This window comes from Bacillus sp. SRB_331 (genome assembly GCF_003264175.1).
GTDB lineage: Bacteria > Bacillota > Bacilli > Bacillales > Bacillaceae_G > Bacillus_A > Bacillus_A mycoides.
Map to the genome: position 1 here is coordinate 182,664 of NZ_NADV01000029.1, position 13,386 is coordinate 196,049.

At 32.4% G+C, this 13,386-nt stretch carries 15 protein-coding genes; 13 read left to right on the top strand and 2 right to left on the bottom strand.

What is annotated here, in order from left to right:
• Positions 1-467 precede the first annotated feature (467 nt).
• Together B5P42_RS19315 and B5P42_RS19320 are read left to right on the top strand one after the other, a co-directional pair.
• Complete coding sequence (locus B5P42_RS19315; protein WP_113734964.1) at positions 468-1,268, top strand: GNAT family N-acetyltransferase; 801 nt, start codon at positions 468-470, stop codon at positions 1,266-1,268.
• Positions 1,269-1,314: 46 nt separating this feature from the next.
• Positions 1,315-2,190 carry a glycerophosphodiester phosphodiesterase gene (locus B5P42_RS19320; RefSeq protein ID WP_113734965.1) on the top strand — a complete coding sequence of 292 codons (876 nt, stop codon included), beginning with the start codon at positions 1,315-1,317 and terminating at the stop codon, positions 2,188-2,190.
• Positions 2,191-2,292: 102 nt separating this feature from the next.
• On the opposite strand, the gene B5P42_RS19325 is transcribed toward B5P42_RS19320, so the two are convergent.
• Entirely contained in the window at positions 2,293-2,760 is a 468-nt protein-coding gene (locus B5P42_RS19325; protein ID WP_044441601.1) for a DUF2306 domain-containing protein, read from the bottom strand.
• Between the two features lie 175 nt (positions 2,761-2,935).
• On the opposite strand from B5P42_RS19325, the gene B5P42_RS19330 reads away from it, so the two are divergent.
• Entirely contained in the window at positions 2,936-3,466 is a 531-nt protein-coding gene (locus B5P42_RS19330; RefSeq protein WP_113734966.1) for a DUF4269 domain-containing protein, read from the top strand.
• Between the two features lie 45 nt (positions 3,467-3,511).
• Here the strand turns inward: B5P42_RS19330 and pdxR are convergent, their stop codons facing one another.
• Entirely contained in the window at positions 3,512-4,945 is a 1,434-nt protein-coding gene (gene pdxR, locus B5P42_RS19335) for a MocR-like pyridoxine biosynthesis transcription factor PdxR (RefSeq protein WP_060751178.1), read from the bottom strand.
• A 152-nt stretch (positions 4,946-5,097) separates the two neighbouring features.
• On the opposite strand from pdxR, the gene B5P42_RS19340 reads away from it, so the two are divergent.
• From B5P42_RS19340 to B5P42_RS19380, 10 genes are all read left to right on the top strand, one after another.
• Positions 5,098-6,009, top strand: a complete 912-nt coding sequence (locus B5P42_RS19340) for a DMT family transporter (RefSeq protein WP_113734967.1) — start codon at positions 5,098-5,100, stop codon at positions 6,007-6,009.
• A 283-nt stretch (positions 6,010-6,292) separates the two neighbouring features.
• A complete protein-coding gene (locus tag B5P42_RS19345) occupies positions 6,293-7,216 on the top strand; it encodes a nucleoside hydrolase (RefSeq protein WP_113734968.1) in 924 nt (307 codons plus the stop codon).
• 77 nt (positions 7,217-7,293) lie between these two features.
• A complete protein-coding gene (locus tag B5P42_RS19350; protein WP_002168287.1) occupies positions 7,294-7,758 on the top strand; it encodes a GNAT family N-acetyltransferase in 465 nt (154 codons plus the stop codon).
• 183 nt (positions 7,759-7,941) lie between these two features.
• Positions 7,942-8,511 (top strand): DUF4256 domain-containing protein, encoded by a 570-nt coding sequence (locus B5P42_RS19355; RefSeq protein ID WP_113734969.1) that lies wholly within the window; start codon positions 7,942-7,944, stop codon positions 8,509-8,511.
• Between the two features lie 372 nt (positions 8,512-8,883).
• Positions 8,884-9,315, top strand: a complete 432-nt coding sequence (locus B5P42_RS19360) for an NUDIX domain-containing protein (RefSeq protein WP_113734970.1) — start codon at positions 8,884-8,886, stop codon at positions 9,313-9,315.
• Positions 9,316-9,529: 214 nt separating this feature from the next.
• Positions 9,530-9,805 (top strand): heterocycloanthracin/sonorensin family bacteriocin, encoded by a 276-nt coding sequence (locus tag B5P42_RS19365; protein ID WP_001001869.1) that lies wholly within the window; start codon positions 9,530-9,532, stop codon positions 9,803-9,805.
• Positions 9,806-9,918: 113 nt separating this feature from the next.
• A complete protein-coding gene (locus tag B5P42_RS19370; protein ID WP_113734971.1) occupies positions 9,919-10,947 on the top strand; it encodes a serine hydrolase domain-containing protein in 1,029 nt (342 codons plus the stop codon).
• A 31-nt stretch (positions 10,948-10,978) separates the two neighbouring features.
• Positions 10,979-11,122 (top strand): hypothetical protein, encoded by a 144-nt coding sequence (locus B5P42_RS32070; protein WP_002013225.1) that lies wholly within the window; start codon positions 10,979-10,981, stop codon positions 11,120-11,122.
• A 278-nt stretch (positions 11,123-11,400) separates the two neighbouring features.
• The gene (locus B5P42_RS19375) at positions 11,401-12,609 is read left to right on the top strand and encodes an L-lactate MFS transporter (protein WP_002032385.1); all 1,209 of its coding nucleotides are present in this window, start codon (positions 11,401-11,403) and stop codon (positions 12,607-12,609) included.
• A gap of 180 nt (positions 12,610-12,789) precedes the next feature.
• Positions 12,790-13,206 (top strand): GNAT family N-acetyltransferase, encoded by a 417-nt coding sequence (locus tag B5P42_RS19380; protein WP_016095453.1) that lies wholly within the window; start codon positions 12,790-12,792, stop codon positions 13,204-13,206.
• The last annotated feature ends 180 nt before the right edge of the window (positions 13,207-13,386 follow it).

Genomic DNA, 13,386 nt, shown 5'->3' on the forward strand with positions numbered 1-13,386 from the left:
CGTATATTTATATTTTACTATTAAAACGCACTAAAGTAAAGGGTTTTTGACGAAAAAACAATAAAAAAGACACCTATAAAAGGTGCCTTAAACGTTGCAGGGAAGAGGTTTCATCCCATTATTTATATTAAGATACAGATACAATCTCTTCTGTATCTTCTACATCTAAATGACAGTCCATAGTACGAACATCTTGATCTTCATGACTTCCGAAATAAATAGTAATTTTCATATGTATCGCTCCTTTATTCTAGGAATACCTAAAATAATTACTAGTAATGTTAATATTTATTATATACCACTTTTTTCATTCCGACAATGTTATATCATTTTTAATTCTTATTATGCTACATTGTGTGATATAAAGGGGTTAAAAAGGGGAATATCATTGATTAAGTGAAATTTCTTATATGTTATATTTAATATAGGTGTTATTTAATTACTATTTTTTAAAAGGAGCATAATTGATGAATTATCAAAAGTTACTTATAGATAATTTTATATACAAAACTTCATATATTGCTCGTCATGTGCAAGGGATGAGTGTAAAGAAAACGAAGAATTATATTGCAGTTAACTGTGGTTTACCTACAGATACATTTAATATTATTACTTTATTAAACAGTAACTTAACGGAAGAAAACGAGGAATTATGTGCGGAGATAGAACAATTTAATCAAAAAGGGTTTCCTATAAGTGTTTGGTATTGGGATGCAAAGCGAGAGAATACACTTAAGTACGAGTTACTAAAACTTAGATTAATAGAAGCGGAAAATAATATTGCAATGGTTGCAGATTTACAAACAATTCATCCTACATTAGACATACCAGCAAGTTTTATAATACAAAAAGCAACTTCGCCGTTACAAATACAAAAATTTGGCGAAACGTTAGCGGTTTTATTCGGTACATCAGCGGAAGGCTCTAATGTTCAATCCTACTATAATCAAATTTCTTCTTTAGATTTATGGAATAGCGATGAAATGCAACTATACTTAGGTCTTTATAAAGGTGAGGTAGTATCTGTTGGCTCTTTAGTATGTACGAAAGATAGTGTCGGTATTTATGATATAGCGACTAAAGAAGAAATGAGAGGAAAAGGTTTTGGCTCTACTATGTTTAATTTCCTGCTGCAAGAAGCAAAACAATTAAAAAATATGTACTGCGTACTACAAGCTTCACCTGATGGAATTAACATTTATGAAAAATCTGGATTTAAAGCTGTAGGACAAATGACTGTTTTTGAAAACCGGCATTTATTTGGATAATTCATCCAAATAAAATTGCTTTAAATATAGGAGTTAACATACCGTTATGAAAAAAATATCTCTAATTACACTCATATGCTTCTTTATGGTAATAAGCATCTTTGTTTTTCAGCAAATAAATGAACATAAATACATTAAAGCTACTAATACATTAAATCATATAAAAAACATTGCACATAGAGGTGCATCTGCATATGCACCAGAACATACAATAGAAGCTTACAAATTAGGACAACAATTAAAGGGAGACTATATAGAAATAGATCTTCAAATGACAAAAGACGGACGTTTAATAGCTATGCACGATGAAACATTGGATCGTACAACTAACGGTACTGGATTAGTAAGAAATCATACATTAACAGAAATAAAACAACTTGATGCAGGCAGCTTTTTCAATGAAAAATACCCCGATTTAGCAAAAGAAGAATTTAAACATGCTAAAGTTCCAACATTAGCAGAAATTATTGAAACGTTTGGACATAATGCTAATTATTATATCGAAACAAAATCACCTGATGAATATCCTGGTATGGAAGAAAAATTATTAGAAATGATTAATCACTACCACATAAATGATAAAGTAATTATTCAATCGTTTAGTGAAGAAAGTCTGCAAAAGATTCATAGTTTAAATACCAATATATCTCTAGTACAATTATTATCATATAAAAAAGCAGTTCAATTAACAGAACTAGAAATTGAGAATTATAAAAAATACTGCATTGGCCTAGGGATGAACTTTAAATATATTGATGCAGCCTATGTAAAAAAAATAAAGAAATATGGATTAGAAGTGCATCCATTTACAGTAGATAATGAAAAGGATATGAAAAAGTTACTTATATGGGGTGTAGACGGGATGTTTACTAATTATCCGGATCGTTTACATTCAATAAAGCCTTTAAAAAAACAGAAATAAAAAGAATCCAATAAAACTTGGATTCTTTTTATTTCTGTTCTATGTCTTTACTACATTAAATATCATTTTTACAAAACAAACTAGAAAGTAACCAAAATGTAATTAATTTTTCCTTTGTTTTTTATATTTTTTTGATACACTGGCTACGAGAGGAATACCAATTATAGTAGGTAAGAACCAAAACCATATTGGTGGAAGTAGATTTAAAATAGGGATATACATACCAATGTTTACTAAAAGTGCGGTAACTGCACCAATATAAGAGCCTAACATACCTCTAATATGGTGTTGCAACCAATTTCTCCATCGTTTTTTTCTTGCGAGATATCCGTAAATCGCAAATGAATAGGAGATAATTGCTACATAAAATAAATATGCGATTTTATCCCAGTTTAAAATAGACAATATAATTGCAGTAAGGGTTATGACAACATAGGACGCATGGTATATTTCGCCCCATTCCGTATGTTTTCCTTTCTTTTTTTGAGCAAACATCGCTACAATTCCAGTGATTAAACAGATCGTTCCAAATAAAATATGAATGGTCAAAAGGATATTAAAAATACTCATAATAATTCCTCCTTTTTTATTTTTATAGTATTGCAGTATAGGAGAAAAGTTGAAAAATATAGTTAGTTCGGCTTAATATATTGAAATATAGGTACTCCTAGAACAAAATGGAATGATTAAATTTTTTCTCAAATTTAGTGAGACGAGTATTACGTTAAATGAAGGAGAGACTTCTATGTTTACATCTATTACATATTTACAATCTGGGAATGATAAGCAACAAAAAGTTTACGAAGTTATTAATAAACTAAACATAATGGAGGATTTAGCTTTATATAGCCCTGTACTTTGCGGGACAATCCCTATTAGAGTTGATACCCTTTATTCTGACTTAGACATTGTAATGGAAGTACATAATTATGATTTTTTTGAACAGGAAATTAGATCATTGTATGGCTCATACGAAGGGTTTGAAATGAAAAAGAAAATCATTAAAAATATCTTAACAATAAAGGTGAATTTTCAATTTGAAGGTTTTGAATTTGAATTATTTGCTCAACCGCGGCCAGTACGTAACCAAAATGCATATAAACATATGATAGTGGAGCACATGCTATTAATGCAGCACCCACACATTAGAGAAGAAGTAATTGAATTAAAAGAACAAGGCGTAAAAACAGAACCGGCTTTTGCGCAGGTATTAAAAATTGATGGTGATCCCTATAAAGAACTTATTTTATTAGGACAGGAAATGAGATTATGGTAAAAAAGGCACACAAAAAATCCTCTTTATAAAAAGAGGATTTTTTTATTATGCCATTAACTTACGAATCAAATTACTTAATATAATAATACCTTGAGTAATTTGTTCAGGGGAAGAATACCCATAAGATAAACGTATAAACTGATCTGATTCTTCCTCATAAATACGTCCCGGGTTAATAAGAACTCCCTTTGATTGAGCCTCTGAAAATAGTTTTTTCATCGAAATGTTAGGCACTACCCTTAGCCATATAAAAAATCCACCACTAGGAATATCCCATGTAGTAATGTCAGCACAGTACATATTTAATGCTTGTATCATTATTTGTCTTCGTTCTTTTAGATGAATCCTTACATTGGCTACGTGCTCCTCATAAAAACCTCTACTCAACCATTCTGCAGCAACTCTTTGAGATAAAGAACTTGACCCATAGTCAGTTTGCATTTTTATGTCTGATAATCTCTCAATAACAGGCTCTGGTCCGATAATCCAACCAATCCTAAGTCCTGGGCTAAGTGTTTTAGATAGACTACCGATATATAAAACATGTCCATATTTATCCATCGACTTTAAAGGAGGGGGCGGTAGTTCATCCATCCATAACTCACGGTAAATATCATCTTCAATGATAGGCAATTGTTCTTTTTCGCATATTCTTAGTATTTCTTTTCGTCGATCCTTGGACATTAATACACCCGTCGGATTTTGAAAACAAGGAATCGAATATAAAATATTTTTCTTTTGACTATAATTAATTCTTCTTAACAAATCATTAGGGATAATTCCATGTTGATCCATCTGTATTCCAGAAAGGTGAATATTAGCCGATTGAAATACGTGAAGAGAATATAAGTAAGAAGGTCGTTCAAGTAAAACAGTTGACTCTCTATGTAAAAGACCGATTGATATTAATTGTAATGCCTGTAATGCACCAGAGACTATTAATATAGAGCTTGGTGATGTATTTATTCCAAATGATTTTACATAATTACTTATTGCTTCACGTAAAGGGAGATATCCTTTTTGTTCTTCATATCCGAAATAATCTAGTTCCTCACATACGTTACGCATAATGAATTGCATAGTTTCTAACGGGAAAAGATGAGGTGCAAGTTCTCCTTTACTAAGATGAATCAATTTTTTATTTGCTTCTGCTTCATTTATTTCCCGTACCATTAACTTGCTTGGTTTATGAATACCAGCCTTTACATATTCACTCCAATCGGGCGGGGGATTGGTGGCTAATAATGACCATGTATTATTCGTTACAATTGTTCCTGACCCGATTTTCCCTTGAATTAAGCCATCTGCCATAAGTTCTTCTAGTGCGGTTATTACAGTACTACGATTTACATGAAATAATTTCGCTAACTGCCGCTGGCTAGGAACCTTACTTCCAATCGGCCATTCTCCGTATTCAATTTTTTCTTTCATATAGTCTATTATCTGCCGATATTTAGGCAGTTTTTTATCAGTAGACATATTAAAAACTCCCTCATTCATTTTAAAAATGCAAAGTGGTTGGTTTTTTCGAGGATTAACTGGTTGAAGACATTGTATCAACTATTAAATATGATGAAAAGAAATAATTGGTAATTAGAAAATGGCTGGTTTATTGGAGAGGGAGAGAAAATATGCATAATAAAAAATGGGATTTTCGTATTGTATGTGCTCACGCTTTTACGATTCTTATATGGGGAACAGCTTTTCCAGGAATTCGGATGGGGCTTGAAGCTTACACCCCTGAACACCTTACTTTGCTACGATTATTAATTGCTTCTTTGATTCTTTTTCTGTTTTCACTTATATACAAGTTACGTTTACCTGATTCGAAAGATATTCCAGTAATTTTTATATTTGGTGCTCTTGGATTTACAATTTATCATATTGCACTGAACTACGGTGAAAAGAGTGTGAATGCTGGACCTGCTAGTTTAATTGTATCAGTAACACCTATATTAACGGCAATTCTTGCTTCTGTTTTTTTGAATGAAAAAATGAAATTAAATGGTTGGATCGGTGGTGTAATTAGTTTTGTAGGAATTGCTTTTTTATCGTTAAGTCAAGGAGATTCCATTCAATTGAATAGTGGGGGATTACTAATATTATTGGCGGCAATTTCAGAAAGTCTATTTTTCGTTTTTCAAAGGCCATACTTAAAAAAGTACGGTTTCTTGCCATTTACAATATATACAATTTGGTCTGGTACTGTATTTATGCTTATTTTTTTGCCAGGGATTTATCAAGAAATCGTAACAGCTCCTATAGAAATTACTTTGAGTGTTATATATTTAGGTGTGTTCCCGACAGTACTGCCGTATATTGCATTAGCATATATTACATCCCATGCCAGTGCTTCTGAGGCAACAAGTTCTCTATATTTAACACCAGTAACTGCATGTATTATCGCTTGGATATGGTTAGGTGAGGTGCCAACCTTTGTTTCGATAATTGGAGGGGGAATTACTATACTTGGAGTTGTGATTGCTCATTTAACATTTAATAAAGATGATTATAAGCAAATTGAGAGTGAAAAGGTATGGTAAGACATCCCTACGAGTATTTGCAATTTGAATGCAAAATTTCGGATTAATAACAGGTTTTCAATTCTATAAATATAGTGAAAAAAATCTATATTAAAATCAATTAGTCCAATATTTGTACGAGATTTAATTAAACTGGTAGATTATTTATCTGCAAAAGAACTAGCATAATGCTAGTTCTTTTTTATCAATACATTACTCACCATTAATATTTGCTTAGAACTGTATAGATTTAATTTTTTTCCACATATACATAATTATCTTACCTATGAAAGGAGTGCATTTCTTGGAGAAGGTTTTATTTTTTGGAGACCCAGGTATTGATGATTCGTTTGCAATTATGTATGGCTTACTGCATCCTGAAATTGAAATTGTTGGTATCGTAACTGGATATGGAAATGTTGAACATATACATGCCGCTCATAATGCCGCATATATTTTACAGTTAGCAAACAGACAAGATATTCCTGTAATTAGCGGTGCAACAGGCCCGCTTACAAATGAAATTACAACGTATTACCCTGAAATCCATGGACCAGAAGGATTAGGGCCCATCCATGTACCGGAAAGTGTGTTATCTATTCCTATATACAATTTTGGTAGTATTGCTGCGATTCTTGTAAAGTATGGAGAAGATTTAACAATTGTCGATGTAGGAAGATCTACCTCGTTAGCGATTGCTTTTAATTTATGGAACGACTTGATGTTAAATATAAAAGGAATTTATTTTATGGGTGGTGTCTTTTTAGAAGCAGGGAATGTTACTCCATTAGCAGAGGCAAACGTGTACGGAGATCCTATAGCAAGTCAAATTGTATTTCAGCAAGCGAAAAATATAACGTTATTCCCTTTAAATGTAACAAATAAAACGGTTTTAACCCCAAGTGTATTTACTTACATTTTAGTTAATACACAAAATCCATTTAAGTCGATTATGAAACCCCTGTACGATTATTATTTATCAGCATACCAAAAACTCAATCCATCTATTGAAGGGCCATTATTACACGATGTACTTGCTATAAGCGGTTTAGTGAATCCTACATTTTTAAATTATACATCTCGAAAAGTGACTGTAGACATATGTGGCGAAACGAAGGGACAAACTTTTGCTGATTTTCGCCCACACTCTAAATCTGAAGGGGCGCGTATAGCGTTACAATTAGATGAGGAAAAATTTATTCAGGATTTTATGAAAATCATGTTATAAGTTGATGTCGAAAAAGGGAATCATTTCACTCCGTTGAATATAAAAGATAAATTCTCTTTTTAAAGGAGCTTAAAATAGTGAACGTCCAATTAAAAATTGTTACGAGAGAAAATTGGGAAGACGCATTAAAGTTACGAGTTAAAGAAAATCAAATCCATCTTGTTCCCGCAGTGGCAGTATCACTTGCTAAAGTATACATAAAACCAGATGGTGAAAATGTCGAATATATTCCATTCGCTATATATGATGGTGACCTTATAGTTGGTTTTATTATGCATGCTTTTGTACGAGAGTCAACAGATATGTATTGGATTAACGGATTTATCATTGATGAAAAAGAGCAAGGAAAAGGATATGGAAAAGCAGCATTACAGGAAATCATTAACTTAATAAAAAATAACTTTAAAGAGTGTGAGGAAATTAGATTAACTGTCCATAAAGATAATATTTCTGCAAAGAAACTATATGAATGTTATGATTTTAAACCATTAGGAAATGTATATGACGGTGAGGAAGTATATCGCTTATTGTTGTTGAAATAAAGATGTACTGTTTTGAAACAATAAGTTGTTCCGTTAAAGGGTCATATTGCGGAGAATTGGTTGTACTAATTCATATAAATTATCGCAAACTCAATTCACGCAATTATTTAAACATTTTATTATAAAACAGTATTTATATATACTTAAACTATCATTAATAAAAACATCAATGGAGGAACTAATATGAAAGAAAGCAATAAAAAAGAGTTGTCACTAGAGCAACGTGAAAAATTACTACAAACATTGAAAGATCGTTTTGAGAATAATATGAACCGTCATAAAGGTTTAGAATGGGCTAATGTTCAAAAAAGGCTGGATGCTAATACTGAAAAGTTGTGGTCGCTCAACGAAATGGAACGAACTGGTGGCGAACCTGATGTTGTTGATTTTGATAAAGAAAAAGGCGAATATATTTTTTATGATTGTTCAGCAGAAAGTCCTAAAGGTCGTAGAAGTGTTTGTTACGATCTTAAAGCGCTAGAATCAAGAAAGAAACATAAACCAGAAAATAACGCTATTGATATGGCAACTGCCATGGGTATTGAACTATTAACGGAAGAAGAATATCGTACATTACATAATCTTGAAAATTTCGATATGAAGACGTCGAGTTGGGTGCAAACACCTTCTGATATTAGAGAACTTGGCGGTGCCCTTTTTTGCGATTATCGCTTTGGACACGTCTTTGTGTATCACAATGGGGCAGAATCTTACTATGCCGCAAGAGGCTTTCGTGGTTCGTTAAGAGTCTAAAATTTGTACAGGCAGGTAAATTTGAAGTAGAGAATAGATTTGCTTAGGGAATAGTAGTGATTGCATACTTTAGCTACGGATTCGATTTTGAGGCCGCAAAGAATAGGGCTAATCAAACCTTATTGTAAAAGAATGAATCAACTAAAAATATTAAGAGTATGTTTTGATAATTTTCATCATAAACATACTCTTTTTTAGAATCATTTATCAAAATTATTAGTTTTAATTAACGTATAAACGAGAACTTGTAAAAGGTACTCTTGCAATTATCAATGAAATTCACCCATATGAAACACCTATGATTTATATTATCCCGCTTTTAAATGAAAATTTTCGAGCAAGTATAAAGTGAATGATTAGGAGGAATACAAAATGAAAAGTAAATTCCATCATATTGTACGAGCTATCATGATACAAGATGAAAAACTACTAGTTGCTGAATACATAGGCCATCACTATTTTTTACCCGGTGGTCATGTTGAAATTGGGGAATCAGCAGAGAATGCACTAATAAGAGAGTTACGAGAAGAACTTGGAGTAACTTGCAGTATAAAACAATTTTTAGGCGTCATAGAAAATCAATGGCAAGCCAAAGAAACTCTCCACCATGAAATTAACCACATTTTTGAAATAGATTCAAATGAGTTAAAATCCGATTTCACTCCAATATCTAAAGAGTCCCATTTAGCATTTCACTGGATTGATTTTAATAAAGAAAATATAAATTCCTATACAATAATGCCAACACCTTCAGTAAAAGAATTACTAGAAAGAAAATTAAGTGATGAACTATTAACTTGCTAGATTAGTAACTTTTAATTGTCTCTATTTATATTAATTCCGTCCACTAAAAGAATATAAAGAAAATAGGCTCATAAACAAGGTACATCACCTAGTGTAAAGTCATATTTTGTTGATGTACGCATTTAGTCTATAGCCTTATTTCTACTTTATTTTTAAAAGTAAATAAACTCGAAAATTTGGACGGAATTTACATTTGTAAATGGAGGGTTTCATAATGAATGAGTTTCAACAAGAACTACAAGCGTTAAACCTTAATGCTTATCAACCTGGTAATGTTGTGTATTGGGATCAGCAACAAAATCAATATCCATATTACTACATTCAAGACGATGCACGTCGTTGTGGCGGATGCGGTGGCGGCGGACGTTGTGGCGGTTGTGGTGGTCGCTGTGGTGGTTGTGGCGGCGGACGTTGCGGCGGTTGCGTAGGTTGTGTAGGCTGTGTTGGTTGTTTCAGCTGTTCTAATTGCTGGAACTGGTGGTTTATTTAAGTATTATAGATCTATAATATTTCACATGAAAGAAAAGTGCAGATGCAAAGTTATAATGTATTGAAACTTTTCTTTCATGCTGTCATTTTTATATGTTTTAGGGGGATATTTATTTGTACAAATATGAAAAATTAATTTCATGGGTAGAAAGCATTAAAGAGACCAATCAAAGTTCTGCGGCAGCACTTTGTATTATTAAAGATAATAAGATTGTACTAGAGCATTATAGTGGAACGCATTCAAATACTCCTACTAGTAAAAAAGTAACTATATCTTCACAATTCAATGTCGCTTCCGCAAGAAAAAGCTATTTAGGATTAATGGTAGCTTATGCAGTTTATGAGGGGAAAATAAAATCTCTTGATGACGAGGCAGTAAATTATTTTAAAGAATATGATCCTTCATTACTTGGAAAGACAACGATAAGACATTTAGTAACTCATTCACACGGTTTAAATGAAACCGATGATGGGACAGCTTTTCGTGAATTTGAGCCGGGACAAGCTTGGGCGTACAGAGATATTAATGTAAGAATGGTGACGCAGCTTATTTATCAACTGTATAATAAGAGTTTTCCTGAACTATTAAAGGAGCGTGTATTCATACCTGCTGATTTCAAAAAAACTGGATGGAGAATAAAACAAGATGATAATTTAGTTAAGGTTGTTGTAAACCCAGATGAAGATGCAATAAGTAGTGTTGGTGCAGTAGATGACGGCTCCGAGAAAAATCTTTTTGTCTCTGCGAGAGAATTTGCCTACTGGGGGAACCTGCATTTAAATAAAGGGTTTTTAAATGGTAAACAAATTGTGCCAAAAGAAGTTATAGCACTTGCTACGAGCTTACAAAGTCCAGAGTATACAAATAAAGAACTACCTCAAAACGGGTTGTTTTGGTTCGTTCAAAATGAACCTGCTTTATTTAGCGAACTTGGTGAGCGAGTTCCTAAAGGTTCCTATCAAATATTAGGAATTACAGGACCAACGATATTAGTCATTCCAGAATATAATGTCGTCGTTGCTAAAATGTACAATAAAAGATACAACTATGGTGGGGATAATTATTTATATTATTTACGTGAATTTAGCAATTTAGTCGCTGATACATTTAGTAGCAGTAAAAATACTATGGTTAGGGTATAACTACTCCTATAATAAAAAGGAGTGAACTTTAATGAAAAATGAAGTGAATAAAAATAAAAAGCAAAATATAAAGGATGTAAACACAGAACAAAACGCGATTTATAGCGATCCGAAAGATGCAGCTAATATGCAAACTGTACCGCAGCCGAAAGACTTTGAGGAAATTGAATATTAATTTTCTCTCCGACTTATTTATGAAAGAAAAATACGTCTTAAGTCTCATCACTTTCAGCAAATTATTTGATAACATATATACATAAGCATTCGAAAATGTCTTATCTTAACAAAGCTTTCTTTAAATGCTGTATATAACCTACAAAAAGGCACTTCTTGATGAAGTGTCTTTTTGTGTAAGCTAACTCAATTTCCATTTTCCGTACAGTATCTTGCAATTTATCATGGATATACTAACTGTGAAAATTCATGTCATGATAAAAGAAGGGGACAGTTAGCATGAAACAAACATCTATAAATCCATTGCTAATTGTTCTAGGTACAATCATTGTTCAAATTGGCCTAGGAACAATTTACACATGGAGTTTATTTAATCAACCCCTTGTAAGTAAGTTTGGATGGAACCTCAATTCAGTCGCGATCACGTTTTCAATTACGAGTTTTTCTTTATCATTCTCAACTCTATTTGCAGGAAAGCTACAACAAAAATTTGGACTTCGTAAACTTATCGCTACTGCAGGAATTGTTTTAGGACTCGGTTTAATACTTAGTTCACAAGTTTCCTCATTACCATTACTTTATTTATTAGCCGGTGTTGTCGTTGGATACGCTGATGGAACAGCATATATTACATCACTATCTAATTTAATTAAATGGTTTCCAAACCGTAAAGGACTTATTTCTGGTATATCTGTTTCGGCATATGGAATGGGAAGCTTAATCTTTAGATATATAAACGGAAATCTTATCAACAGTCTTGGAGTATCACAAGCATTTTTATATTGGGGTATTATCGTCTTACTATTAGTGTTGATAGGATCATTCTTCTTACGTGAAGCAATTGTAAGTAACACTGCAACTGAAACATTACACAATGATTATACGCCGCGTGAAATGATGAAAACAAAACAAGTATATCTCTTATTTTTCATGTTATTCACATCATGTATGGGCGGACTGTATTTAATCGGTATGGTAAAAGACATCGGGGTGCAGCTCGTTGGTCTTAGCGCAGCGACTGCCGCTAATGCCGTCGCAATGATCGCAATCTTTAATACAATAGGTAGAATTATTCTTGGAACGTTATCAGATAAAATAGGTCGATTAAAAATCGTCTCTGCTACATTTATTATTATTGGATTGTCCGTCTTCACTTTAAGTTTTATTCCACTAAATTACGGGATTTATTTTGCTTGTGTAGCAAGTGTTGCCTTTTGCTTTGGTGGTAACATCACTATCTTCCCAGCAATTGTGGGAGACTTCTTCGGATTAAAAAACCATAGTACAAACTACGGGATTGTTTACCAAGGTTTCGGATTTGGTGCACTTGCAGGATCATTCATTGGAGCACTACTTGGCGGATTTCAGCCAACCTTCATTACAATCGGTGTTCTATGTGTTATATCTTTCGTTATCTCTATAGTAATCCGCCCTCCAAATGCAGAAAAGAAGAAGGAAATCAAATCGTTAAATCGAAAAATAGCTTAATGCTAAGAAAGAGTCCTTATACTAGGGCTCTTTTGCTTTACAAAAAAATGTATAAACAATGGATGACATTCAAAAAATCTAATTTTTTCCCTGTACTTATTTCATAATCTAACATTAAAGAAGATAGGACATTCCGATTATTAAATTGAATAAATAATGTAAAGGGGCGTGATAGTTAAAATGCAAATAGTAAAGCAATGGGTACAAGAAGATAGTGATTACATAAGAGAAAAAGTAATTGAATATAACCAAAAACAACTTTCAAATGAAGAAAAAACACCTTCAGAAAAGATTAGTTTTATAGTGAAAAATGAAAAAGAAGACATAGTAGGAGGGATAACGGCAATCACATTTTGGCACCATGTACATGTTGACTTCCTATGGGTTTCAGAAGAATACAGGCACGAAGGTTACGGAAGCAATTTAATGAATCTTATTGAAGAATTTGCAATTAAAAAAGAATGTAGGCTAATCAAATTAGATACTTTTAGTTTCCAAGCCCCTAATTTTTATAAGAAACATGGGTATAAAGTGATAGGGGTAAGTGAAGATCATCCTAAAGGGCATAATCATTACTATTTAGAAAAAAGGTTATAAATGAATCATTAAAGAGTGTATTATGATTAATCTTTTTCAAAATATGCTCTTTTCTTTTGTGTGTCTATGAACACGATATCGTTTCGTATTAGTTATTTATTCAAATTACTTTTTATGAATCCAAACAATTTAATGATAGAATGAAATAAAGACAGAAAATTTTTACCATTCAAGGGGGTT

Excerpts from the sequence above, each read along its gene's own strand:
- B5P42_RS19315 (WP_113734964.1), top strand. The coding sequence starts at position 468 with ATGAATTATCAAAAGTTACTTATAGATAATTTTATATACAAAACTTCA.
- B5P42_RS19320 (WP_113734965.1), top strand. The coding sequence starts at position 1,315 with ATGAAAAAAATATCTCTAATTACACTCATATGCTTCTTTATGGTAATA.
- B5P42_RS19325 (WP_044441601.1), bottom strand. The coding sequence starts at position 2,760 with ATGAGTATTTTTAATATCCTTTTGACCATTCATATTTTATTTGGAACG.
- B5P42_RS19330 (WP_113734966.1), top strand. The coding sequence starts at position 2,936 with ATGTTTACATCTATTACATATTTACAATCTGGGAATGATAAGCAACAA.
- pdxR (WP_060751178.1), bottom strand. The coding sequence starts at position 4,945 with ATGTCTACTGATAAAAAACTGCCTAAATATCGGCAGATAATAGACTAT.
- B5P42_RS19340 (WP_113734967.1), top strand. The coding sequence starts at position 5,098 with ATGCATAATAAAAAATGGGATTTTCGTATTGTATGTGCTCACGCTTTT.
- B5P42_RS19355 (WP_113734969.1), top strand. The coding sequence starts at position 7,942 with ATGAAAGAAAGCAATAAAAAAGAGTTGTCACTAGAGCAACGTGAAAAA.
- B5P42_RS19360 (WP_113734970.1), top strand. The coding sequence starts at position 8,884 with ATGAAAAGTAAATTCCATCATATTGTACGAGCTATCATGATACAAGAT.
- B5P42_RS19365 (WP_001001869.1), top strand. The coding sequence starts at position 9,530 with ATGAATGAGTTTCAACAAGAACTACAAGCGTTAAACCTTAATGCTTAT.
- B5P42_RS32070 (WP_002013225.1), top strand. The coding sequence starts at position 10,979 with ATGAAAAATGAAGTGAATAAAAATAAAAAGCAAAATATAAAGGATGTA.
- B5P42_RS19375 (WP_002032385.1), top strand. The coding sequence starts at position 11,401 with ATGAAACAAACATCTATAAATCCATTGCTAATTGTTCTAGGTACAATC.
- B5P42_RS19380 (WP_016095453.1), top strand. The coding sequence starts at position 12,790 with ATGCAAATAGTAAAGCAATGGGTACAAGAAGATAGTGATTACATAAGA.